Here is a 23704-nt window from a genome sequence, read left to right as displayed (position 1 = left end):
AAAGACAAAAGATAAAAGTAAAAAGACAAAAGAAAGGTTTTAAAAGCCATGATAAAAAATAAGACACTTTTGATTACTGGGGGGACGGGGTCGTTTGGGAATGCGGTGTTGCAACGGTTTTTGCATACAGACCATTTTTCGGAGATACGGATATTTTCTAGAGATGAGAAGAAGCAGGATGATATGCGAAATTCATTGAAAAGTCCTAAGCTGAAGTTTTATATTGGGGATGTACGAGATTTTGATTCGGTGGAACCTGCAACTCGTGGAGTGGATTATATTTTCCATGCAGCAGCTTTGAAGCAAGTACCCTCCTGTGAGTTTTTCCCTATGCAAGCAGTCAAGACCAATGTGGAGGGCACACAACATGTGATTCGTGCGGCGGCTTACAATCGCGTAAAAAAAGTGATTTGTTTAAGTACTGACAAAGCTGCTTATCCCATCAATGCCATGGGGATATCCAAAGCTATGATGGAGAAAGTGGCCATAGCCGAGGCAAGAAACTTGAAAGACACCACGGTCTGCCTTACCCGCTATGGGAATGTCATGGCTTCTCGTGGTTCGGTGATTCCGTTGTTTATCAATCAGATAACTAATAATCAACCATTGACTGTCACCGATCCCAATATGACTCGATTTCTGATGAGTTTGGAAGATGCGGTCGAATTGGTCTTATTTGCTTTTGAACATGGCAATCCTGGGGATCTATTTGTCAACAAAGCTCCGGCTGCGACTATCGGGGATTTGGCGCAGGCTATCAAGGAATTGGCCAAAGTTGATAATGAAATTAAAATCATAGGTACTAGACATGGAGAGAAGCTCTATGAAACATTATGTACGCGTGAAGAAATGGTCAAAGCAGTGGATATGGGAGATTTTTATCGCATACCTGCAGACAACCGGGATTTGAATTATGCGATGTATTTCTCCGAGGGAGAACAGGATATAGCTAAAATCGAGGATTATCATTCGCATAATACGGAACGGTTGGATGTGGAAGGAGTGAAGAGGTTGATTGGAGGGTTGGAAGTGGTGAAAGAGATTAAAAGATAAAAGACAAAAGTAAAAGGACAAAAGTGTTTTTAAGAGCCAAGTAAAAAGGAAAAAGAGCCAAGGTTTTTTTGAAGACAAAAGACAAAAGTAAAAGGACAAAAGTATTTTTAAGAGCCAAGTAAAAAGGCAAAAGTAAAAAGTAGAATGAGCGTAATCGAAGGAAATTTGCATAGGGATGAGAGGGGAGTAGTGAGGTTTGTGAATGACTTTGATATGTCCAGGGTAGTGAGGATGTATTGTATTGAGCCCAATCTTGGAGTAGTAAGGGCTTGGCAGGGACATAAGAAAGAAACCAAGTGGTTTTTTGCAGCGAAAGGGAGTTTTTTTGTGAAGACCGTGGAGATGGATTCGCTTGAGAAGAAAGAATACTTGCTGAAGGATACTGAAAGTAAAGTTTTGGAAATCCCTGGAGGACATTACAATGGATTTGAGGGGTTGGAAGAAGGATCTGTATTGATGATTTTTTCGGATGTTGGGTTAGAAGAGTCAAAGGTTGATGACTTTAGGCAGTCTTTAGAGAACATAAATTGGTGAGAATAGAACACGAATGACATGGATCAGGTAGATGATCGCTGATATTTATTTGTGTAAATCCGCAAAATCCGCGTCATCAACTTTCCATTAAAAATCAGATATGAAAAAAATAGGTATCACCGGTCAGAATGGGTTTGTGGGGTGGCATTTGTATCAGACGTTGAAGCTGTACACGGAGGAGTTTGCCTTGATTGATTTTGAACGAGTATTTTTTGAAGATAATGCGAGGTTAGACGAATTTGTATCGCAATGTGATGTGATTGTGCATTTGGCAGCCTTGAATCGCCATAATGATCCAGAGGTCATTTATGCAATGAATACCGGGTTGGTAAAGAAACTGGTTACTTCACTTGAAAGAACCAAAAGTAAAGCGCATGTAATTATTTCATCCTCTACACAAGAGGAGCGTGATAACCTCTATGGTAAATCCAAAAAAGAAGGTCGATTGATGCTTTCCGATTGGGCAAGTAGTAATGGAGGGAAGTTTACGGGTATGGTCATTCCAAATGTGTATGGACCCTTTGGACATCCGTATTACAACTCGGTGATAGCTACTTTCTGTCATCAAGTTTCGCACAATGAATCACCCAAGATTGAAGTAGATGGACTATTGAAACTGATTTATGTAGGCGAGTTGGTGGAGGAAATTATCAAGTCCATTCGTGCCGAAGACAATACCCATGAGCTTCAAATTTCCCATACCGCAGAAGCTAAGGTGTCTGAAATTTTGGCTTTGTTACAGCACTATAAAGAAGTTTATCAAGAAAAGGGAGAATTTCCTGCAATCAATAGTGCATTTGAACACAAGTTGTTCAATACCTATCGCTGTTACATGGATATTGGAAACTATTTCCCACGAAAATTTACGCAGCATACCGATAACCGTGGAGCTTTCGTAGAAATTGCCCGTCATGGGATTGCTGGACAAACTTCCTTTTCTACTACTGTTCCAGGAGTCACTCGCGGCAACCATTTCCATACTCGCAAAATCGAGCGTTTCGCCGTCATCAAAGGCAAAGCACTTATCCAGCTCCGCAAAATCGGCACCGATGAAGTGCATGATTTTTACTTAGACGGAGAAGAACCTGCCTACGTAGATATGCCCATCTGGTATACGCATAATATCAAGAATATAGGGGAAGATACGCTGTACACCATCTTCTGGATCAATGAGCCGTATGATGCGGGGGATCCGGATACTTGGTTTGAAGTTGTTTAAGAGCCAAGGAAAAAGAGCCAAGGCAAAAGTAAAAAGAGCCAAGGTTGAAGAAACAAGATAAAAGTAAAAAGAGCGAAGTGATAGGGTTGATTGAATATGAGAGAAAATGATTTGTTGGAGAGGACTTTTAACTTTGGGGTTAGGTGTTTGAAGCTGCTCAAGACCTTACCGAATACTTCCGAATATCAGATCATTAAGTTTCAATTAGGTAAATCCTCAACATCTGTTGGAGCCAATTACGAAGAAGCACAAGCTGGTTCTTCCAAAGCTGATTTTAAGAATAAAGTTAGGATATCCTTGAAGGAAGCAAGAGAATCCAACTATTGGTTAAGAGTCCTAAAAGCCCTTGATGAAAACCCGAATTCAGAATTAGACTTTCTAGTAAACGAAAGCAAAGAAATAAAAAACATCCTAGCCAGTATCCTAAAAAAACTAAATGAATCCAAGTAAAAATTGGCAAAATAATAAAGTAATTCCCGACCTTTTTACTTTTGCCTTTTGCCTTGGCTCTTTAAAAATTTAAAACTCAATCCAAGTCTAAAGTCAAACTCAACCTTTTGCCTTTTGCCTTGATTCTTTATCAATTAAAACCAAACCCAGGTCATAAGTCAATCTTAACTTTTTACTTTTGCCTTTTGCCTTGGCTCTTTCAGATATGAATAAACTCAAAGTAATGACCGTCGTCGGGACTCGCCCCGAAATTATCCGCCTATCCCGTGTAATGGCTGCTTTAGATGCTAGTCCTGCGATTGAGCATGTAACAGTACATACAGGTCAGAATTATGATTACGAATTGAATGAGGTGTTTTATGAAGATTTGGGGGTAAGGAAGCCGGATTATTTTTTGAATGCTGCGGGTGCAACTGCCACTGCTACCGTAGGTCAAATATTGATCAATATTGACCCTATTCTAGAAGAGGTGAAGCCAGATGCCTTTTTGGTGTTGGGAGATACCAACTCTTGTTTATGTGCCATACCTGCGAAAAAGAGACATATTCCTATCTTTCATATGGAAGCAGGAAATAGATGTTTTGACCAGCGCGTACCAGAGGAAACCAATCGTAAGATTGTTGACCATATTTCTGATGTCAATTTAACCTATTCCGACATCGCAAGAGAGTATTTGTTGAGAGAAGGTTTACCTGCTGATAGAATTATCAAAACAGGTTCTCCCATGTACGAAGTGTTGAATCACTACATGCCTAAAATCAAAGCCAGTGATATTCTGGAGCGCATGGGTTTGGAACAAGGGAAGTACTTTGTTGTCTCTGCGCATAGAGAAGAGAATATCAGTAGTGACAAGAATTTTTTTGGGTTATTAGAATCCCTAAACCAAATAGCTGAAAAATATCAATACCCGATTATCGTTTCTACCCACCCTCGTACGAGGAAGAGGTTGGAGAGTCTAACTAATCACCAATCACTCATCACTAATCACTCTCTAATTCAGTGGCAGAAGCCTATGGGTTTTTCGGATTATAATGCCTTGCAGATAAATGCATTTGCGGTGTTGTCGGATAGTGGGACGATTTCTGAGGAGTCGTCGATTATGAATTTTAGGGCATTGAATATCCGTGAGGCACATGAAAGACCTGAGGCGATGGAAGAGGCGTCTGTGATGATGGTGGGTTTGAACCCGGAGCGTATCCTTCAGGGGCTGGCTCAATTGGAACTTCAGTCTATAGGTGAGAGAAACAATTGTAATGGAAATGCAAAAAGTAGTGATGAATCACCAATCACTAATCACCAATTACCAATTACTACATTCCGCCCTGTTGCCGACTACTCTATGCCTAATGTCAGTGAGAAAATGGTGAGGATTATTTTGAGTTATACAAGTTACATTAAAAGAGTTGTTTGGAGTGAATAAGATCCTTAACAGAGGAATTGAGGTAATTAATCAATACCGAGGTTGGAAAACCAATGAAAAGATTGTTGTTTTTGAATCAGATGATTGGGGAGCCATTCGAACTTCGTCAAATGAAGTTCTTGAGGAGTTAAAAAAAAATGGAGTAGCTATTGATAGGTGTCATTACATGTTAAATGATGCTTTGGAAACAAATCAGGATTTAGAAAGCCTATTTAATGTTCTGGTTAAATACAAAGATGTGGAAGGGAATCGCCCTCAATTTACTTTTAATACAATAATGGCTAACCCTGATTTTCAAAAGATAAAGGAGTCTGATTTTTCAACATATTACTATAAACCCTTTACTGATACATATCGACCTTTTTCATCGGAAAATATAATAAACTATTGGTATAAAGGGATTTCAGAAGGCGTAATGTATCCGCAATTTCATGGGAGAGAACATGTGAATATCAAGCGCTGGCTTACCGATTTAAAAAATAAACGAAAAGACACACTGATTGGGTTTAATCATGAAATGTTTGCCATTAGCGGTCATATCGTACCTGAAAAACGTGGATCATACTTAGCAGTCTTTGATGAAATTGGGCATGATGCCAAATTGATAGAACAAATAATTAGTGAAGGTTTACAGATTTTTGAAGATACCTTTGAGTTTTCTCCAAAAACATTCATAGCTCCCAATTATGTATGGGGAACTATGGTTGAAGAGGTTTCAAAAAGATATGGGATTCAAAGCATGCAGGGGGGCTCTTCCCAAATTTTACCATCTATTCAAGAAAAAAAACAAGGAGTTGTTAAAAATTATCTTGGTAAAAAGTCCAAATCAGGAATAGGGTATCTTATTAGAAATGTTCTTTTTGAACCATCTTCAGATTTGAATAAAGATTGGGTTAATTCGGCATTGAAACAAATTGAAGTATCCTTTTCGAATAACAGGCCTGCCATTATTGATACCCATAGAGTAAATTATATAGGTTCTTTAAACCCTAAAAATAGGGAGAGAGGACTAGAATTATTAAATGATTTAATAAGAAGAATTTTGACAAAGTGGCCAGATGTAAAATTTTCAAATTCTGAAAAACTTGCTGGAAAAATTTACAATTCATAAACTTTATTATGAAAATATTAGTCGTAGGAGATTTTTACCCAAATTTTGAATTGAAAAATCAATTATTGAATAACGAACCAAGTAAGATATTCTGTAAATTTCTTGACATAATTCAAAAGTCGGATTTGGCTGTTGTTAACCTGGAGTCGCCTCTTACAACGCACAATAAAGCAATAAATAAGACTGGACCAGCTTTAAAGTCAGATAAAGTATTTGCTGATTTTTTAAAAAACTCAGGTTTTGGTCTCGCTACCTTGGCTAATAATCATATTATGGATTATGGCCCAAAAGGACTTCAAGATACTATAGAAGCTTTAGCAAATGTTGGATTAGCCTATGTTGGAGCCGCAAATTCCTTATCCGTCGCAGAACAACCGTATATTTATACTTCCAAGGAGGGGGAAAGACTAGCCATTTTAAATTTTGCTGAAAATGAATGGTCAACAACAAAAGGAGATTATCCTGGAGCCGCAGGATTTGATACAGTCTCTAATTTTTATTCTATTCAAAAAGCTAAAAAAAATGCTGATTTTGTGCTTTTAATTACGCACGGAGGACATGAGAATTATAATTTACCAAGTAAATCATTTAGAGATCTGTTAAGGTTTTATGTGGATGCTGGAGCAGATGCAATTGTAAACCATCATCCGCACTGCATAAGTGGATTTGAATCGTACAATGGAAAACCTATTTATTATTCGGTTGGGAACTTCTTGTTTGATAAAAAAGGTTCTGAGCTTACTTATTGGAACAAAGGTATAGCAGTAGAAATCGATTTTTCAGAGAATAAAATTAATTCAAATACACATATTTTTTATCAAAGTGCAAATGGTAATACTTTTGAGCTACAGGAAGGAGAGGTTGCCGATAAAGAGTTAAATCAATTGGATAAATTATCTAGGATTATTCAAAGTGATAAAGATTTAGAGAGTGAGTTTCAAGCATGGACAGCAAAAAGCGGAAAATATTATAGTATAAATATTGAACCTCATTCCAATAAAGTCCTCCAAGCTTTACAAAACAGAAACCTTCTTCCAAGTCTTTGGAGTAAACGAAAGAAATTATTTTTACTAAATATGTTGAAGTGTGAATCGCATAGAGAACTTTTAATTTCAATAATTGAAAATGAAGATAGCAATCCACAATAATAATCTAGGATTCACTCCAAGGTGGATTCAATATTGTGAGTCAAAGGGAATCCCTTATAAATTGGTGAATTGTTATGATAGTGATATCATTCATCACTTGGAGGAGTGTGATGCCCTCATGTGGCATCATTGGCAGGACAATTCAAAAGATATTTTGAAGGCAAAGAGACTGCTTTTTGCCCTTGAGCATTCAGGGAAAATGGTTTTTCCCAATTTCAGAACTGGGTGGCATTTTGATGATAAAATTGCTCAAAAATATTTGTTGGAATCCTTGGGATTACCTTTAGTTCCTACTTACCATTTTTTGGACAAAGAAGAAGCCATAGAGTGGGTAAAGAATACTGATTTTCCAAAAGTTTTTAAATTGACACGAGGTGCAGGATCTGCTAATGTGAAATTGGTGCATAAAAAAAAACAAGCTATTTCTTCAATTAATAAGGCCTTTTCTTCTGGATTTAATGTATTTGATCATTATGGAGTAGTAAAGGAGAGGTGGAGGAAATTTAGGGAAGGTAAGGATTCATTTTTTGGCGTAATAAAATCATGTTATAGAATTTTAAATATTCCCAGGTATGCAAAGCTTTTGCCAAAAGAAAGATTTGAAGTCTGTTTTCAAGACTTTATTCCGGATAACGAATTTGATATTCGTATCATAGTAATTGGTGGTAAGGCATTTGCCATCAAACGGCTTGTTAGAAAGAATGATTTTAGAGCATCTGGGAGCGGTAATATCGTTTATGAAAAACACCATTTTGATGAAAATCTTATCCAAAAATCATTTGAGTTTGCAGATTCTTTAAAAGCTCAAGTAGTAGCTTTTGATTATGTGTTTGATAAGTATCAAAATCCACTGATTGTTGAGATTAGCTATGGGTTTGCCATAGAAGGCTACGATCAATGTGCCGGATATTGGGACAAAGAACTGAATTTCCATGAAGGAAAGTTTGATTCTTGTGAATGGATGGTGGATTTGGTTTTAAATGAGATAAGTGAAAAATAAATCTGTTTGTTTGATTGGAGGTGGTTTGACAATTGGGGGCCAGGAAAGGGCTCTGGTTTTTTTAGCTAATTCACTGGCTGAAAAGGGAGTTAAGGTTTTCATAATTTCCTTATTCAAAACTTCTATCGAGTTTGATCTACATCCTTCTATAGCTGTTTATTTTCCTGATATTGATAGAAGTAAAATCAATAAATTCATTTATGCTATCAGGATTATTCCATTTATCCGAGGTTTAATAAAGCAAAATAAACCAGATGCTATCATTTGTTTTGGAGATTGGTTTAATTCATTCGCAATTTTGGCTACTAGAGGCCTTCCACCTAAGATGATAATAACAAATAGGATGGGGCCTAATTTGTTTTTGGGCAATTTCATTGAGACCATAAACAGGATTTTCTATCGTTTTGCAGACGAATTGATTGTTCAAACTCAAAGAGCTAAAGAAATTCTTAGTAAAAAGTATAAGGTTAAGAAAATAACAGTAATTCCTAACCCAGTTCAATTAACCAATTTTGATAGGCCGATCCAAAAGAAACAAATCATTACCGTTGGTAGATTGTCTAAGGAGAAAGGCCACCACGTTCTACTAAAAGCATTCGCTCAATTACGAAATAAAGAATGGGCACTTCACTTGGTAGGAGATGGTAAAGAAAGAGAACCACTTGAACACTTAAGTAAAGAACTTCAAATTGACGATAAGGTCGTTTTTCATGGGAAAATGCAGGATTTTGCCCATTTACTTCTAGAGTCACAAATTTTTGTTTTACCATCCTTTTATGAGGGTTTTCCAAATGCATTATTGGAAGCTATGAGCGTAGGATTATGCTGCGTTGCTTCTGATTGCATAGCAGGACCTTCAGAGATCATAGCAAATAAATCAAATGGATTGCTTTTTGAGCCAGGAAATGATGTCCAATTGGCAGAATTACTCAATCAATTAATTGTAGACAAACAGCTTATAAACAAATTGTCCAATAATGCTGTGCTTTCCTTGGGACGTTTTAAAAAGGAAAATGTTGTTAAGCAGTTTGAAAAGTCTTTATTTCAGAATTAAATGAAATTACTTCAGATAAATTCTACCCTAGGTGTAGGCAGCACAGGAAGGATAGTTGAAGATCTTGGTGCTTTTGTCATAGCTAACGACGGGGAGAGTATAGTTGCCTTTGGTAGAAGTGCTAGAAAAAGCAAATCCAAAACTCTTAAAATCGGTTCAAAACTTGATCAGTTGAATCATTTGGTTCAAACAAGAGCTTTCGATACTCATGGATTTCATTCGGAAAGAGCGACTGCCAAGCTGATCAATCAAATTTCGGAAATAAATCCAGATCTAATCCATTTACATAACCTTCATGGGTATTATTTAAATGTAGAATTGCTTTTTGATTTTTTGAAGAAATATGGAAAACCCGTCGTTTGGACACTACATGATTGCTGGGCGTTTACAGGGCATTGTTGTTACTACGAAAGAGTAGGTTGCGACAAATGGAAAACCCAATGCCATACCTGTCCCCTTTCTTTTTTATATCCGGAATCTATAGGATTAGATAATTCCAAAAACAATTTTATTAGAAAAAAAGCTTCATTTCAAGGTTTGGATAACTTGACCATAGTTGCCGTATCTAGCTGGTTAGAGTCCCAGGTGAAGCAGTCTTTTTTAAAGGAATATCCAGTGCAAGCAATTTATAACGGAATTGACTTGGACGTTTTCAAACCAAAAGACCATGCAGACTCTAAAAAAAAGTTAGGTCTTTCCGAATATAAAGTAATTCTTGGGGTTGCTAATGAATGGTCAGATGGTAAAGGGCTTAGGATATTTTTAGAAGTAGCAAAGTATTTAGATGATAATTACCGGGTTGTTTTAATTGGTTTGAGTGAAAATCAAATCAAAAACCTACCAAGAAATATTCTTGGTTATCAAAAGACCAGGAATATCGAAGAATTAGTTGTTTTTTATGATGCGGCTGATGTTTTTGTAAGTCCTTCTATTGCTGAAACATTTGGGATGGTTGTTGCAGAGGCATTATCTTGCGGCACCCCTTGCGTTGTCAATGATTCTTCTGCCTTACCAGAGTTGGTTAGTCCTAAAGTGGGAGAAATAGTCACTGGCCTTGATCCACAAAAATTTTTGAAATCCATTCAATACATTATTACCCAAGGCAAGGTAAATTATTCTGAGAATTGCAGAAAAAGAGCGGAGAAACTTTTTGGTCTTGATAAACATCTGAATACATATTTTAATCTCTACACTCGTCTTGTCCAGTAATTTATGAAAGTTTTATTTTTAATGTTCGCTTTTCCAGACATGAATAAATCGTTCAATATGTACACGACTTTGGTGGAGGAATTTGTGAACCATGGACATGAAGTGACGGTAGTTGCTCCTGGAATCGGGAAGACAGGTATTTATGTAGAAAATGGAATTCCAGTACTTAGGGCGCAGACACTTCCAATTAAGAACGTTCCGAATTATTTAAAAGGAATTTCAAACGTCTTACTTCCCTTCCAATTTGAGCGTGCCTTAAATCAATTTTACAAAGAAAAATCATTTGATTTAGTAATTTCGCCTACTCCTCCGATAACCTTGGTGGATTTGGCTGCTAAAATAAAAAGAAAATTTGGTAACAAGTTTTACCTGATTTTACGTGATATTTTTCCTCAAAATGCGGTGGATTTGGGTTTTATGAAAAAAGAGGGGCTGACTCACCGTTACTTCAGAAAAAAAGAACGAAAACTCTATAAAGAGGCAGACTACATTGGGTGTATGTCTCAAGGGAATATTGATTATGTTATGAAACATAATCCTGAAGTATCCGAAGTAAAATTACATGAATTAAAAAACTATCAGAAACCCTACAATGGCTTTGGATCCGACCCTCAACTTCTAAAAAAGAAGTATGGAATCGCAAATAAATTTGTGGTAGTATTCGGTGGTAATATGGGCAAGCCTCAGCAACTTGAAAATGTTTTAGTTTTAGCAGAGTCGGTAATTCAATTCCCGGATATTGTTTTCTTATTGTTAGGCGAAGGAGTTCAAATAAACAAAATTGAGGCAGAGGCAAAATCGAAAGGACTGACCAATATCAAAATCCAGCGAACCATACCCAAGCAAGAATATCAGGATTTACTGAGTGTTTGTGATATAGGTTTGATCAGTCTACATAAAGATTTTACCATTCCAAATATTCCCAGTAAAGCCCTTGACTATTTCAATGTGGGAATCCCAGTTTTAGCTAGTCTGGATAGGGCAACTGATTTCGGGAAAATTTTGGATGAAGAACAATCTGGTATGTGGTCTTATGCGGGAGATCATCAACTATTTCATGAAAATTTGTTGAAGTTGTATCAATCACCTGACTTAAAATCAACCATGGGGCAAAATGGAAATACATATTTTAAAAGATGCTTGACTCCTGAAATTGCTTATAATACCATATTGAACTGTTTAAATTGATGTTATGTCCATAAGAAACTTTTTAATAGATAATTTAAAAAATATTCCCGGATGGCGAACAAAGAGGAAATTGGTTATTTTTTCAGTGGATGACTATGGGAATGTCCGTGTGGATTCCAAAAAAGCATTAGAAAATATTCGTAAAAAAATTCCCCAAAAAGCGCAGCGATTCGATTTATTTGATACCCTTGAGACCAAGGAGGACCTAGAGATGTTGTATAAGGTCTTAAATTCTGTAAAAGACAGAAATGGGAATCCTGCTGTATTTACACCTTATGCCCTTTCCTGTAATATTGATTTCGAACAAATGCAGGAGGAAGGTTATGAGACCTATCACTATGAATTATTGCCAGATACATTTCAAAAGTTAAGTCGCCTTCAGCCCAAAGCCTATGAGGGAACTTGGGAGCTTTGGCAAGAAGGTATGGCTAAAGGGTTCATGCGTCCTGAATTCCATGGAAGGGAACACTTTAACTTGAAGGTTTTTGAAGAAAAGCTCTCCAAAAAAGATCCTGCATTAATGGTTTCATTAGAAAATCGCTCTTTAGCAAATATTGGGTCTTCGGGTTATTCTTCTATAGGCTGGACCGCTGCTTTTTCCTTCTGGGATCCTATAGAGGATACTAAGAGATTTCCTGAAGTCATACAGGAAGGGTTGGAAGCTTTTGAAAAAGTCTATGGCTATCAATCCAAGATATTTACCCCTCCGGCTCAGCAGTTTCCTGCCCATTTGGAAGGAGAACTGAAAAGCTGGGGTTTGGAGGCCTTGGATAGACCTTTTTATCAAGGAAAACACCTAGGTTTTGGGAAATACAAAAAGCAGTTTGCAAGTATGGGCTATAAAAAAGCCCAAGATAGGGTAGAACTAGTGCGCAATGTGGTTTTTGAACCAACGGATTCAGCTATTGATCATGTAGCCAAGGCGATTACTCAAATAGAAGCTGCCTTCCGTTGGAATAAACCTGCTCTGATTTCTTCCCATAGAGTGAATTTCTGTGGGCATATTGACCCAAAGAACAGGGAAAAGGGGTTAGGGGATTTGAGGAAATTATTGAAAGCTATTGTTCAAAAATGGCCGGAGGTAGAGTTCGTGTCGGCGGGAGAGTTGGTAGAAATTATTCGAAATGAATAGTGATAATGTTGACACACCTTATCTTTATCTTTTGAATCAGTTAATTGCTAAGTCTAATAGAACCTCAATAACAATTATTAGCTAGCATTTTTTAAATAAATCAAATATGTTCAAAAGGCTACTTTATTTAGGGTATTATCTTAAGCAACTGGATAGGAGGAAGTTTTATCAATTTTTAAATCATTCGGTTACGTTATCGGGAACTTCAAATGCATCTATTACACTTGATGCTTTATCTTCTGTATTTCGATACAATATTTCGTTACTCGAATATTTTCAATTTCGATTCTTTGAATTATCAAAAGAAGAAAGACAACACTGGGCAGGTACAGGCTACATGTATGAATACCAGTTACGGATGAATCCAATATCCGCGCGTCATATCCTAGACGATAAGACTCTTTTTTATAAGAACTATGGCGAATTTTTTGTGCATCAAGTTGCTGATTTGGAAGCTATAAGAAAAGATTTGCAACTTGCACAGGCGCTTCTCCGAAATCCTTCGGGAAAAATTGTCCTTAAAGTATCGGATGGGAAATGTGGCAAAGGGGTCTTAATCAGGGAAAGCATCGATTTTGTGCCAGCAAGCTTGATTCAATTTATGGAACAAGAGGGCTATGAATTAGCCGAAGAATTTTTAATCCAACACTCGAGTCTTCAAAAATTATCCCCTTCAGCAGTGAACACCGTACGAATTTTTACTCAGTTGAATTCAGGTAATGAAGTAGAATTATTAGGTTGTCGATTAAGAATTTCCATTAACTCACCAGTCGACAATATGGCTGCTGGTAACATAGCCGCTAAAATAGATGATAAAACAGGTATTGTTACTGGACCTGGTGTATACAGTGATATCACTAAATCTGATGAAGCCATTCATCCGATTACCGGAGTCAATATAGAGGGTTTTCAAGTACCATTTTGGAAAGAAACATTGGAAATGGTAGAAAAAGCAGCCCTGAAACACCCTCAGAATCGATCCATTGGTTGGGATGTAGTTATCACTGAAAAAGGTCCAGGTTTGATTGAAGGAAATCATGATTGGTGCAAGTTGCTTTGGCAATTACCAATGAAGAAAGGTTTGAAGGCTGAATTGGAAAAATTCAAATAAAATATTTTAGGAGGATCTAAATATCAACCTTCCAAAAGTTATCTCTCATGTTCTATAAAAATTTCTTAAAAAGAATTATTGACATTTTAGGTGCTTTAGTGGCCCTCGTGCTCTTCAGTCCTATTTTTTTGGTAGTTCTATTGATACTTTTTATACAAAACAGAGGCTCAATATTTTTCTATCAGGAAAGACCAGGTTTGATGCAAAAGCCTTTTCACATCATCAAGTTTAAAACGATGTCGGATAGAAAGGACTCGCAAGGGAAACTTCTACCTGATGTGCAGCGCATAACTAAAGCAGGAGATTTTATTCGCAAGTTATCTTTAGATGAACTACCCCAATTGATTAATATTTTGAAAGGTGATATGAGTCTGGTTGGGCCACGTCCATTGTTATTTAAGTACATTCCCTTGTATTCTCCAGAGCAGCTTCGTAGACATTCTGTTCGTCCAGGAGTCACGGGTTGGGCACAAGTAAATGGTCGTAACTCCATTTCTTGGACACGCAAGTTTGAATTGGATATAGAATACATCAATAACATCAGCTTTCTGATGGATATTAAGATTTTGCTACTGACCTTTTACAAGGTTTTCAAAAAAGAGGGTGTCAATCAATCAGAAGATCGTCCCATGGAACCGTTTAACGGGTATAATTAATTTTTTCTTCACAAAGTTCTCATTCACAAACCAGTCGTAATTCAGGTATTATGAAAATTTTATTTACCGGGGTAGGAGGACCAACCCCAAGAAGCTTTGCACAGTCCCTTTTGAAGTATAGTACTTATACAGATTGGGAGTTTTTTGGTACCGATATCAATCCACTGAGCATTGGTCTATACCAATCAGACTTGTTTCAGGAAAGCTATTTAATTCCACCTGCCTCTGAACCAGAAAGTTATTGGAAGGCAATTGAAGGGATAATTGTAGAGAAATCTATCGATATGGCCATAATCTTACCTGAATTGGAAGTGATTGAATGGAGCAAACGAAAAGAAACAGATAGCTTACCTTGCCCTGCTTTGATTCCTGATTTCTCCGTAGCGGAACTTTTGATTGATAAAGCCCACATGACTTCTATTTTAGCAAATGAAAAACTAGTGCCTCAATCTGTAGAATTTGAGCGCTTTGATCCTAATTTGGAAAAAATAGCTGAAACTTTAGGATATCCTTACTGGGTGAGAAGTTCCTCAGGATCTAGTGGATTGGGTTCTTTACAGATTAATTCTTTGGAAGAGTTAAAAAACTGGATACACATTAATCCCATGGTGAGTACATTTTTGGCTAGTGAATACCTGCCGGGAAGAAACCTAGCTTGTAAACTTCTGTACTGGAACGGAGCATTGGTAAGAGCTGCTACGGGGGAGCGAGTAGAATATATCATGTCAAAAGTAGCTCCATCTGGAATTACAGGGAATACCTCATTTGGAAGATTGTTGAATGAACCCAAATTGGTAGAACTTTCTAAAAGAGCTATGGAAACAATAGCCAAGCATACGGATTCAACACTACATGGGTTTTTTACCGCTGATTTTAAGGAAGATGCGGAAGGAAATCCGTTAATTACAGAAATCAATGTCCGCCATGTAGCCTTTACTCAATGTTTTGCATCTGCGGGAGCGAATTTTGCAGAGGATACCGTTCGTTTGTTGGCCCAAGACCCAACCTTTGATCAATCATTCAAGCACTATACGTTTGAAGAAGGATTGATTTTTCTTCGGGACGTGGATGAATTACCGATTATTATGAAAGAAGCAGATTTGCTGAAACCACTGAGTAAAGATTGGCATGTTGTTTCTTCGTAGAAAAATTTTATTAAATGATTGGTGAATTAGTTTGACTTAATCGTCGAATGAAAAAAGTCAGCAACATAAAATTATCCAAAGAAAAAAAGCAATTCAAAACTGATTCAGTGGACGTTCTTTTAACCAAGCATGCCATGCATTTAAGCAGTACATCTTTGGCAGAAGATTGGTCAAATGAGGAGGATGATTATTGGGAATCCTTTTTGAAAAGAGAAATTGATAAAAAGAATTGAACATCTTTCACCTGAGAAACTTAACCATCTTTCTAAATTTTTTGCAGTCAATAAATAAGCAATCAAACAAATACATATTCCATTCGTTGTCACTCCATGGATTCTTTAGTACTTTTGTGTTATACTTAATCAAGCCTTTATGAAAAAGCTATACACCTCGTCTTCCCATAAGCATTGGATTTTTCCACTGTTCTTGTTTGTAGGACTGGCGTTTTACCAGTGCGCTGTGAAAGACGTGGAGTTCCTAGATCCCTTCAACTTTGTCAATAATGACTTTGAAAGCATCGGAGATCTTCCTGCACTCAACGATCCAGATCCAGGGCCGGTCATTCCTCCTTTGGCACAAATTGTACAGCCGGAAATCACCCAAGTGGTAGTTTCGGATATTACAGGCGCTACCACACCGGCTGATATCACCCCGGCCAATCAAGCAATATTAGCAGATGTTAGTGAAGCCATTGCGGACCTGACTCCCGCACAGCAGGCAGTATTTGCTACGGAAGTTGCAGGCTTATCTGCCATCCGTATTTCCGAAATCCTGACCAATGAAGCGGCACTTTCTGCGGAAGCTTTGGCAGCAGTAGAAGCCCTCTTGGAAAATCCAGAAATGCGTGCGCTGTTTCCTGAATTGCGCTTGCCACAACCCTTACCACCTTCCGCTGAGTTGGGCTTCGAATTAATCGAAGAAGGCCTCAACGCTCGTATCAATACCTTGGTAGGCCCATGTGCGGATGCTGCAAGAGCTGCGTATGATCAGGCAATCACACGCATCAGCCAAAACAGGGATTCCCAATTAGCGACTATCAATGCTAACTTTGACAGACGCACCCAAGAAGCCGCCACCCGTGCGACCAATCGTATTGCGCAGGTGAATACCTTATATCAGCAGCGCTTGGGTACCGTGCAGACCATTGCTACCAGTTTATTGGTTTCCGCCAATGCTATTCAACCAATCGATGCAGCCTTGGCTACCCGAATCCGTCAGTTTACTTTTGTGTACGTAGTTAGCTGGAGAACAGCCTTATTTGCAGGCTTGGCAGCTGACTTAGTTGCCATCGAAGCCGCTCGATTGGCAGATATTGCAGCGTCGACCAATGCCCGCAATACCGCCACCGCCACCTTGACCGCTGCTTTCAACGCAGCCCTCACAGATGCTAATGCCATTTTGAACACTGCGTTGAATGCCTGTCACAATCAAGGAACCGGTAGCTAATTTGACATGACTATGAAAAAAATTATACTAGTATGTGCATTTGCGTTGATCGCCCAGTTGGGAATGGCGCAAGTTCAGTTATCCAGAGTTGGATTTGGCTTAAGTGCTTGGAATCGGGCCGCAGATGGAGAGTTTGCTTCCATGTTTCAGCCGCAAAACAGTAATAGCAGTAGCCGTTCTGTCATTCCTTCCTTATTTGCCACCTTGGATCTGTACAAAGGAATCGGAGTAGAAGGACGAGTAGCGATTTCTAATGCCACCTATACGGGGGAAAGCGAATTCCCTACCTTTACCATTACCGATGAAATCAGTCAGCGCATCATTCCTTTATCTTTTGGTGCCGTGTATCATAGAGGTTTGGCCGAAGGCATCAGCTTAGGATTGGGTGCAGGTGTGAATACCTATTATATCCAAAACGAAGTGACCCGTACCGTTGTAGGAATCCCAGGTTCCTCAGGACCTGCCACCTTTAACGGGCGCAGCTTGGGTGCCTATGTTAAGTTGGCGGGGGAATACATGTTGTCCGAAGCCATTGGAGTTGGGTTAGATCTGCGTTACAATACGGGGAACTACAACTTGGTTTCTAGACCGGAACCGGGTGCTGCTGCGCAAACCAATCAAGTGAGTTTGGCAGGAATTGAAATCGGTATCAGCTTGCGTTACCGTATTTCTACGCTCTTCAAGAATCAGCCATCCGGACAGAGCGGAGATTATTTCTACTATTGATCGGATGAGCTAAAAAATTAATACTCAGTTTGTGATAGATTTTTTCTACCAAACTGAGTATTTGTCTCTTTTTTTTTTTACTTTTAGAATAGCCTTGATGCTCATGATGTTAGATGCTTTTATATTTTTGACCGTAGACTACGGGAGATTCAAAAGTTTTTAGCGAGGCTTGGTTGGAGGTGTACAAGGGTACATGTTGAGGGAATTGCAAGGTCTTTTATTTAATCAAGGGAATTACCAGATAAACCCAACATATTTTCGTATTCAAAGGCCCATCCTTGCGTAGGCGGGAGCAGGCTGATGAGTTGGAAGCGTAATTATTTTAAACTCAATCCATACACTTAAATGAATCTTTTATGAAACAGCTCACAACACGGTCCAACAAAAAGTATTGGGTCCTCCCGCTATTTCTGTTTATCGGAATGGCTTTTTTCCAATGCTCTGACAGAGACTTGGAATTCTTGGATCCCTTCAACTTTGTCAACAATGACTTTGAAAATGTGGGGAACATTCCTACTGTCAACGATCCGGATCCAGCCCCGGTAATTCCGCCTTTGGCAGAAATTATCGAACCGGAAATTACCCAAGTAGTCATTACCGACATTACGGGTGCTACCACTCCGGCAGATATCACACCCGCAAATCAGGTGGTTTTGTCTGATATTGAAGAAGCTATCGAAGCTTTGACTCCTGCGGAGCAAGCAGTTTTTGCTGCGGAAGTGGGTGCACTTTCTGCGGATAGAATTGAAGATATTTTAAATGTGGAAGATGCCTTGTCTCAGGAAACCCTTGCAGCGGTGGAGGCTTTGTTGGAAAATCCGGATATGAGTGCCCTATTCCCGGAATTAAGACTTCCACAACCTGTACCGCCTGCTGCGGAATGGGGTTTTGACCTATTGGAAGAAGGTCTTAATGCCCGACTCAATACCTTGGTAGGTCCTTGTGCAGATGCGGCAAGAGCAGCCTATGATCAGGCAGTGACCCGCATCACACAAAACCGAGATGCACAGTTGGCTACCATCACGGCAAATTTTGATAGACGTACACAGGAAGCCGCTACCCGTGCTACCAATCGCACAACACAGGTGATTACCTTGTATGAGCAAAGAATTCAAAATGTACAGATAGTAGCGACAGGGTTATTGGCTTCGGCTTCGGCCATTCAGCCCCTTAATGCGGCCTTGGCTAATCGTATCCGCCTGTTTGCTTTTGTTTATGTGGTGAGCTGGAAAACAGCTTTGACGACAGGTTTGGCAGCTGACTTGCTAGCAATAGAGGCAGCACGTGCAGCAGATATCGCCGCCGCCACCAATGCCCGCAACACTGCCATTGCTGCATTGACCACCGCCTTCAATACAGCGATTGCGGAAGCCAATGCTATTTTGAATACAGCGTTGAATGCATGTCATAATCAAGGTTCAGGTAGCTAATTTTAAGAAATCATGAAAAAAATACTAATCATTTTGTTGTTTGCCATGAGTACGGAGTTTGCCATGGCACAAGTACAGGTATCAAGAGTAGGTGTAGGCCTCAGCAGTTGGGGAAGAGGCAGTGGAGATGAATTTTCCTCCATGTTCCAACCGCTAAACAGTACCAATCGCAGCAGTTCGCTGATTCCTTCCTTGTTTGCTACCGTGGATCTATTCCAAGGTCTCGGGGTAGAAGGAAGGGTAGCGATTGCCAATTCCACCTTTACAGGCGAAAGTGTCTTCCCAGGTTTTACCTTGACCGAAGAAATTAAGCAGCGCATTGTACCCCTTTCTTTTGGAGCAGTATATCAAAAGGGCTTATCCGATGAATTCACCGTCGGCGCGGGTCTAGGGATCAATACCTATTACATCCAAAACGAAGTGAGCCGTACCGTCGTAGGTGCCCAAGGTTCGGTGAATCCTACGGTATTTTCAGGAAGAACCACCGGTGCCTACTTCAAAGCAGATGCCGAATACATGTTTTCTGAAATATTCGGGGTAGGCTTGGATATGCGTTACAATACGGGAAACTATAACGTGAATTTCAGACCGGAACCGGGAGCACCTATCCAAACTACGACCAATGCCCTGGCAGGTTTTGAGATCGGGTTGAGCTTGCGGGTAAAAGTTGCTAACTTGTTTAAAAAGAGCAATTCCGACAATGAAGGAGATGAAATTTAACAAGTAATTGAACGTTCAAATCAAACAATGGCTGGGTAAGTATCTCTTACTCAGCCTCTTTTTTGTGGGATGCCTGATCAGTGGAATGTCCACCGACCTGCTAGCCCAACACAATGTACTCGGGAAACCCGGCTACATCTTTACCCCCAAAGGTCAGTGGTCCGAGCGGCCTATGGCGAGTGTAGGCCTCGTTAGCATTCCTCAAGCCCATGCGATTAATCATTTTATGGGACGATTTTCGGATGAACTCATGTACCATGCCACGGTAGATGTGACACCTTTTTTGCGGATCAACCTGAATATGACCTATCTACCCCAAGTTCCACGCATAGGGATAGGGGATAGGCATTTAGATTTTTCATTAAGATTGTTGAAAGAAAAAGAAGATACTTGGAGACCGGATGTTTCCGTATTTTTCACCCTTCCCCAATTGAATTCCCCTGCGGATTACCTGAGCCATCAAGCCATTGTATTGACCAAAAACAGAAAAATCCACGATTCCTGGGAAATTACGGGAAGCCTAGGCTATGGTGTTCCGGTATTTTGGGTAGGAACCGAAGCTCTTGACAAAAACCGTGAACCCTTACTCCCCGGATTCGCCAGAAAAGAACGAATCAATAACCTGTACCTAACAGGCCTATTTGGAGCCCTTCAGATGAGCTACCAAAACTTGGGTGGTTTCATGCTGGAACATGATGGTCGGGGCATGCATGCCGGGGCCTTTGCCAATCTTTGGAAAGAACGGATTTCCCTACAGGTCAATGCCTACGGGCTGCGTCATCTGGGGGCTGGTATTCACCTGAATGTACCTTTGGATGTCAAGCCACGGGAGTTGAGACGATTAAAAACCAAAGCCCATGAGTAGTTTGCAGAAAATCATCGGGCTATTGCTGGGCTTAGTCCTTCTTCCTTGGACGGTAGAGGCACAGTTAGATGTAGCCATGAAGCGGGCAGGTTTCGAGCAGGTACATATCTTGGAGCAATCTGGCAGCTACCTGATCCAATACGAGCACAGAAACTTCCGGGATCCTTTGGCTTCCATGGATTTGATCCGAACCTTGGCTGCTGAAGACGGAATTGCGGATTCCTTGTTGCGTTTGGCACCTTTGTTATGGGGAGAAAACATGGGGGTATTTGATGCCGATAATCGTTGGACTTCTTTGGAAGAATCCGAGCGCCACATCCTCCGTCAAGCCTGGTCCCCTCAAAAGTATAGGTTCAATTTCCGCTTGATGCCCGATCTGAATATTCGGTTCGGAAATTTCGAGCAACCTATCCAAGAAAAGTTCGGGATGCTTTTGGATACACGGGTGTACGTTTTACCCGGTTTGAGCGTCCATACTGGCCTCTACGTTCCCATCACCAATCGCCTGGATCGCACTTCCGAAAGACCCCATATAGGGCCTTCCCATGTGAATTATCTCAGGCAGATCAAGCCCGGGCATTTTGTGATGCTGCAAACGGGTTTGTTTGTCTTCGACCGTTATGGTTGGGATGTGCAGTACCGCTATGCCCCTTATCAGTCACGGTGGTCTTATGGCTTACAGGTGAACCGCACAGGTTTCTATGTGTTCAGTCAAGAGCGTTTCTTTACGGGGCCTGTGAGTGATTGGGTAGCCTTGGCCGATGTGGAATACCGCTTGCCATGGGAAGGGTTGACGATAAAAGCCATGGGCGGACAGTTTTTGGCCGGTGATCGGGGAGTTCGCATGGATCTGATTCGGCAATACGGCAGTTGGGACGTAGGTTTCTTCGCCACCGCCACCGAGTTCGGCAACAGTGCAGGCTTCCAGCTAGCCTTCCCCTTGTGGCCCGGAAAATTGCTGCGCAGCCGACGGTTGGAACTCCGTACCACAGAAGAATTTCGCTGGGAGTACTCCATCAATGCCGAGGCCCCTGTCGGAAGGAGGTACCGAACCGGCACCCCGAGATTGGATGATTTGTTGAGGCAGTATGGGCGGAATTGACATTCCATCCGTGGGTTTCGATCCCCAGATTCTGGTAATTGCCTACAAGGTAGCAAGGGAGTAAACCGCCAGATTATCAAGTCTTCCATATTTTCACCCCACGCTGCGGAGTCATAGAAAAATAAGTATAAATATTCATATCCAAACTCAGGATTTATCGTATCAAAAAAAGTCAGCCACCTTAGCTTGTCCCTAATTTGCTCGTAGGCATAAGGCCTGCGAGCAGGGTGGTTGCATTAAAATGCTTGAATAAAGAGAAGATTTTTTTAGAAGCGAGCTTGTCTACGGTGAGGTAGGAGGAGAGCTTGCCTACGGTGAGGTAGGAAGCGAGATTTAAGAACCAAGAATCAAGAACCAAGAATCAAGACTTAGTTTTCCTTAAGTTAATCGATTTTTGTTACCATAAACCAAACAGTTGACTGAAAGCCGTTGACTCCTAGGTCTCTCACAGAAAGCGCAAAAATCGCGGAAAAAAGATTTTGAAGGGTATATAAAAGACTCTGAAAGAGTCAAACTTCTCAATAGCCACGGGTTTTTAACCCGTGGTTGATAATGGGTTGTTTTTTCCTTGCTTAAGACCCCAAGGGGGTCAAACTTCACCTTGGTTGTTTATTTAAAGATTATCCGCTGGCAGTACTTGCGGGGAGGAGGTCAGAAAACCGCGCCGGCGTGGGCCCTGCGGGTAGAAGGATTTTTCTGACTAGCCTTTTTGGTTACTTTTGTGGCAATGACAAAAGTAACGACAATGAAAGCAAGTAGCATTAATCATTTTGGTTCAAATTGAGCTAATTAATCCCCAAAAAAACCAATTCACCTAGAGGATTGGAAATCTCGAAAATATTGATTTTAAGACAATTACGCCCATATCGGCTCAAAAACCGATCTATAGCTCGAAGGCAATCACCCTGCGAGCATCGGGTTCTAGGACATAATCCCCATCCATGGGTTAAAACCCATGGCAAAAATGCCGGTCGTGGCTAAGCCACTTAATACTAACTCACATTGCAATTCATAGATTAAAATCTACCCCAAATGCCAGTTAAGACCATTCATTCCTAATTCCTCATTCCTCATTCCTAATTCCTAATTCCTCATTCCTCATTCCTCATTCCTAATTCCTCATTCCCAACTCTTCACCATCCCCCATGCGTTACATCGCCCATAACTTCTTTTTAAACCCTGCATTTTACATCTTTTGTGGGATGTTGTGGGGGGCTTGGGGGCAGTGGAAGGCGGGAAGGAACTGGTTGGCAGGCTTGCTTGCTTTGGCCACTATTTTGTTGATGCCAGCTCCGATCAATTACCTGATTCAACAAAAAGAGCGGAGTTTCCCTATTTGGGAAGAGCAAAAGTTGGGAGCTCCTTATATCTTGGTTTTGGGTGCAGGCGGAACTCCTGACCCAGCAATCAATTCCATGCATCAACTGGCTGGCTCGCCCTTGTTGCGTGTAACTCAGGGGATGCGGATTGCTCAGGAATTGCCGGAATCAATCTTGGTTTTTTCTTCCGCTGGCCGAGATGGATATCTTTCACAAGCGGAGATGTATGCCAATTATGCCAAGGAATCGGGGATGGAAGAAGCTAGATTGGGTATAGTTCCTACGCCCAAAACAACTTGGGAGGAGGCGCAGGAGTTTGTAAAGGCCTATCCCGATGCTAAAAAAATCATCCTAGTGACCACTGCGGTACATTTACCAAGGGCTAAGCGGATGTTTGAGGCCCATGGTTTGGAGGTTATACCGGCTGCTTCTGATTTTATTATCCGCAAACACCCTGCAGGCGACCGACTTCAATGGATCCCCTCTCTCCACGCCCTGCAACGTTGGGAAACGTATGTGCATGAGACTATTGGAATGTTCTTGGGGAAGTTTTGAGAAGCGAGAAATTAGAAGCGAGATGCGAGATGCGAGAAGCGAGCTTGCCTACCCTAAGGTAGGATACGAGCTTGCCTACCTTGAGGTAGGAGGCGAGCTTGCCTACCTTGA

23 protein-coding genes are annotated in these 23704 nt (G+C 40.3%); all 23 read left to right on the top strand.

What is annotated here, in order from left to right; genetic code table 11:
• Positions 1 to 48: 48 nt before the first annotated feature.
• The 23 genes from IPZ59_RS16890 (at position 49) to IPZ59_RS16780 (ending at position 23593) form a co-directional block, all read left to right on the top strand.
• Positions 49 to 1053 (top strand): polysaccharide biosynthesis protein, encoded by a 1005-nt coding sequence (locus IPZ59_RS16890; RefSeq protein ID WP_236137224.1) that lies wholly within the window; start codon positions 49 to 51, stop codon positions 1051 to 1053.
• A gap of 144 nt (positions 1054 to 1197) precedes the next feature.
• Positions 1198 to 1587 carry a WxcM-like domain-containing protein gene (locus tag IPZ59_RS16885; RefSeq protein WP_236137223.1) on the top strand — a complete coding sequence of 130 codons (390 nt, stop codon included), beginning with the start codon at positions 1198 to 1200 and terminating at the stop codon, positions 1585 to 1587.
• Between the two features lie 100 nt (positions 1588 to 1687).
• Complete coding sequence (locus tag IPZ59_RS16880; protein WP_236137222.1) at positions 1688 to 2806, top strand: polysaccharide biosynthesis C-terminal domain-containing protein; 1119 nt, start codon at positions 1688 to 1690, stop codon at positions 2804 to 2806.
• Between the two features lie 96 nt (positions 2807 to 2902).
• A complete protein-coding gene (locus IPZ59_RS16875) occupies positions 2903 to 3256 on the top strand; it encodes a four helix bundle protein (RefSeq protein WP_262912222.1) in 354 nt (117 codons plus the stop codon).
• Positions 3257 to 3461: 205 nt separating this feature from the next.
• Positions 3462 to 4676 (top strand): non-hydrolyzing UDP-N-acetylglucosamine 2-epimerase, encoded by a 1215-nt coding sequence (gene wecB, locus IPZ59_RS16870; RefSeq protein WP_236137220.1) that lies wholly within the window; start codon positions 3462 to 3464, stop codon positions 4674 to 4676.
• A complete protein-coding gene (locus IPZ59_RS16865) occupies positions 4669 to 5787 on the top strand; it encodes a hypothetical protein (protein ID WP_236137219.1) in 1119 nt (372 codons plus the stop codon). Before wecB ends, IPZ59_RS16865 begins: the two co-directional genes overlap by 8 nt.
• Positions 5788 to 5795: 8 nt before the next feature.
• Entirely contained in the window at positions 5796 to 6935 is a 1140-nt protein-coding gene (locus IPZ59_RS16860; protein ID WP_236137218.1) for a CapA family protein, read from the top strand.
• A 271-nt stretch (positions 6936 to 7206) separates the two neighbouring features.
• On the top strand, positions 7207 to 7935 hold the full coding sequence (locus IPZ59_RS16855) for an ATP-grasp domain-containing protein (protein WP_236137217.1): 729 nt from the start codon (positions 7207 to 7209) through the stop codon (positions 7933 to 7935).
• Positions 7925 to 8989, top strand: coding sequence for a glycosyltransferase (locus tag IPZ59_RS16850; protein WP_236137216.1), 1065 nt, complete (start codon positions 7925 to 7927; stop codon positions 8987 to 8989). Before IPZ59_RS16855 ends, IPZ59_RS16850 begins: the two co-directional genes overlap by 11 nt.
• Entirely contained in the window at positions 8990 to 10198 is a 1209-nt protein-coding gene (locus tag IPZ59_RS16845; protein WP_236137215.1) for a glycosyltransferase, read from the top strand.
• A gap of 3 nt (positions 10199 to 10201) precedes the next feature.
• On the top strand, positions 10202 to 11386 hold the full coding sequence (locus tag IPZ59_RS16840) for a glycosyltransferase family 4 protein (RefSeq protein ID WP_236137214.1): 1185 nt from the start codon (positions 10202 to 10204) through the stop codon (positions 11384 to 11386).
• A gap of 4 nt (positions 11387 to 11390) precedes the next feature.
• On the top strand, positions 11391 to 12518 hold the full coding sequence (locus IPZ59_RS16835) for a hypothetical protein (protein WP_236137213.1): 1128 nt from the start codon (positions 11391 to 11393) through the stop codon (positions 12516 to 12518).
• 106 nt (positions 12519 to 12624) lie between these two features.
• Positions 12625 to 13629 carry a sugar-transfer associated ATP-grasp domain-containing protein gene (locus tag IPZ59_RS16830; RefSeq protein ID WP_236137212.1) on the top strand — a complete coding sequence of 335 codons (1005 nt, stop codon included), beginning with the start codon at positions 12625 to 12627 and terminating at the stop codon, positions 13627 to 13629.
• A 47-nt stretch (positions 13630 to 13676) separates the two neighbouring features.
• A complete protein-coding gene (locus tag IPZ59_RS16825; RefSeq protein ID WP_236137211.1) occupies positions 13677 to 14285 on the top strand; it encodes a sugar transferase in 609 nt (202 codons plus the stop codon).
• Positions 14286 to 14335: 50 nt separating this feature from the next.
• The gene (locus IPZ59_RS16820) at positions 14336 to 15430 is read left to right on the top strand and encodes an ATP-grasp domain-containing protein (RefSeq protein WP_236137210.1); all 1095 of its coding nucleotides are present in this window, start codon (positions 14336 to 14338) and stop codon (positions 15428 to 15430) included.
• 47 nt (positions 15431 to 15477) lie between these two features.
• On the top strand, positions 15478 to 15663 hold the full coding sequence (locus tag IPZ59_RS16815; RefSeq protein ID WP_236137209.1) for a hypothetical protein: 186 nt from the start codon (positions 15478 to 15480) through the stop codon (positions 15661 to 15663).
• A gap of 139 nt (positions 15664 to 15802) precedes the next feature.
• Complete coding sequence (locus tag IPZ59_RS16810) at positions 15803 to 16876, top strand: hypothetical protein (RefSeq protein WP_236137208.1); 1074 nt, start codon at positions 15803 to 15805, stop codon at positions 16874 to 16876.
• Between the two features lie 12 nt (positions 16877 to 16888).
• Positions 16889 to 17602: a hypothetical protein gene (locus tag IPZ59_RS16805; protein WP_236137207.1), complete on the top strand. Its 714-nt coding sequence runs from the start codon at positions 16889 to 16891 to the stop codon at positions 17600 to 17602.
• Between the two features lie 356 nt (positions 17603 to 17958).
• A complete protein-coding gene (locus IPZ59_RS16800; protein WP_236137206.1) occupies positions 17959 to 19032 on the top strand; it encodes a hypothetical protein in 1074 nt (357 codons plus the stop codon).
• A gap of 12 nt (positions 19033 to 19044) precedes the next feature.
• On the top strand, positions 19045 to 19752 hold the full coding sequence (locus tag IPZ59_RS16795; protein WP_236137205.1) for an outer membrane beta-barrel protein: 708 nt from the start codon (positions 19045 to 19047) through the stop codon (positions 19750 to 19752).
• Positions 19753 to 19759: 7 nt separating this feature from the next.
• Positions 19760 to 20617, top strand: a complete 858-nt coding sequence (locus tag IPZ59_RS16790; RefSeq protein WP_236137204.1) for a hypothetical protein — start codon at positions 19760 to 19762, stop codon at positions 20615 to 20617.
• Positions 20610 to 21719 (top strand): YjbH domain-containing protein, encoded by a 1110-nt coding sequence (locus tag IPZ59_RS16785; RefSeq protein ID WP_236137203.1) that lies wholly within the window; start codon positions 20610 to 20612, stop codon positions 21717 to 21719. Before IPZ59_RS16790 ends, IPZ59_RS16785 begins: the two co-directional genes overlap by 8 nt.
• 1145 nt (positions 21720 to 22864) lie before the next feature.
• On the top strand, positions 22865 to 23593 hold the full coding sequence (locus IPZ59_RS16780) for a YdcF family protein (protein ID WP_236137202.1): 729 nt from the start codon (positions 22865 to 22867) through the stop codon (positions 23591 to 23593).
• Positions 23594 to 23704 lie beyond the last annotated feature (111 nt).

Source organism: Mongoliitalea daihaiensis (assembly GCF_021596945.1).
GTDB lineage: Bacteria > Bacteroidota > Bacteroidia > Cytophagales > Cyclobacteriaceae > Mongoliitalea > Mongoliitalea daihaiensis.
The sequence above is the reverse complement of the archived record's forward strand: the minus strand, read 5'-3'. Positions and strand labels throughout refer to the sequence as shown.

Bases quoted from the DNA above. Each gene is read 5' to 3' on its own strand.
- IPZ59_RS16815 (WP_236137209.1), top strand. From the start codon at position 15,478: ATGAAAAAAGTCAGCAACATAAAATTATCCAAAGAAAAAAAGCAATTC.
- IPZ59_RS16785 (WP_236137203.1), top strand. From the start codon at position 20,610: ATGAGTAGTTTGCAGAAAATCATCGGGCTATTGCTGGGCTTAGTCCTT.
- IPZ59_RS16840 (WP_236137214.1), top strand. From the start codon at position 10,202: ATGAAAGTTTTATTTTTAATGTTCGCTTTTCCAGACATGAATAAATCG.
- IPZ59_RS16800 (WP_236137206.1), top strand. From the start codon at position 17,959: ATGAAACAGCTCACAACACGGTCCAACAAAAAGTATTGGGTCCTCCCG.
- IPZ59_RS16795 (WP_236137205.1), top strand. From the start codon at position 19,045: ATGAAAAAAATACTAATCATTTTGTTGTTTGCCATGAGTACGGAGTTT.
- IPZ59_RS16820 (WP_236137210.1), top strand. From the start codon at position 14,336: ATGAAAATTTTATTTACCGGGGTAGGAGGACCAACCCCAAGAAGCTTT.
- IPZ59_RS16885 (WP_236137223.1), top strand. From the start codon at position 1,198: ATGAGCGTAATCGAAGGAAATTTGCATAGGGATGAGAGGGGAGTAGTG.
- IPZ59_RS16825 (WP_236137211.1), top strand. From the start codon at position 13,677: ATGTTCTATAAAAATTTCTTAAAAAGAATTATTGACATTTTAGGTGCT.
- IPZ59_RS16835 (WP_236137213.1), top strand. From the start codon at position 11,391: ATGTCCATAAGAAACTTTTTAATAGATAATTTAAAAAATATTCCCGGA.
- wecB (WP_236137220.1), top strand. From the start codon at position 3,462: ATGAATAAACTCAAAGTAATGACCGTCGTCGGGACTCGCCCCGAAATT.
- IPZ59_RS16805 (WP_236137207.1), top strand. From the start codon at position 16,889: ATGAAAAAAATTATACTAGTATGTGCATTTGCGTTGATCGCCCAGTTG.
- IPZ59_RS16880 (WP_236137222.1), top strand. From the start codon at position 1,688: ATGAAAAAAATAGGTATCACCGGTCAGAATGGGTTTGTGGGGTGGCAT.
- IPZ59_RS16860 (WP_236137218.1), top strand. From the start codon at position 5,796: ATGAAAATATTAGTCGTAGGAGATTTTTACCCAAATTTTGAATTGAAA.
- IPZ59_RS16875 (WP_262912222.1), top strand. From the start codon at position 2,903: ATGAGAGAAAATGATTTGTTGGAGAGGACTTTTAACTTTGGGGTTAGG.
- IPZ59_RS16845 (WP_236137215.1), top strand. From the start codon at position 8,990: ATGAAATTACTTCAGATAAATTCTACCCTAGGTGTAGGCAGCACAGGA.
- IPZ59_RS16810 (WP_236137208.1), top strand. From the start codon at position 15,803: ATGAAAAAGCTATACACCTCGTCTTCCCATAAGCATTGGATTTTTCCA.
- IPZ59_RS16830 (WP_236137212.1), top strand. From the start codon at position 12,625: ATGTTCAAAAGGCTACTTTATTTAGGGTATTATCTTAAGCAACTGGAT.
- IPZ59_RS16780 (WP_236137202.1), top strand. From the start codon at position 22,865: ATGCGTTACATCGCCCATAACTTCTTTTTAAACCCTGCATTTTACATC.
- IPZ59_RS16890 (WP_236137224.1), top strand. From the start codon at position 49: ATGATAAAAAATAAGACACTTTTGATTACTGGGGGGACGGGGTCGTTT.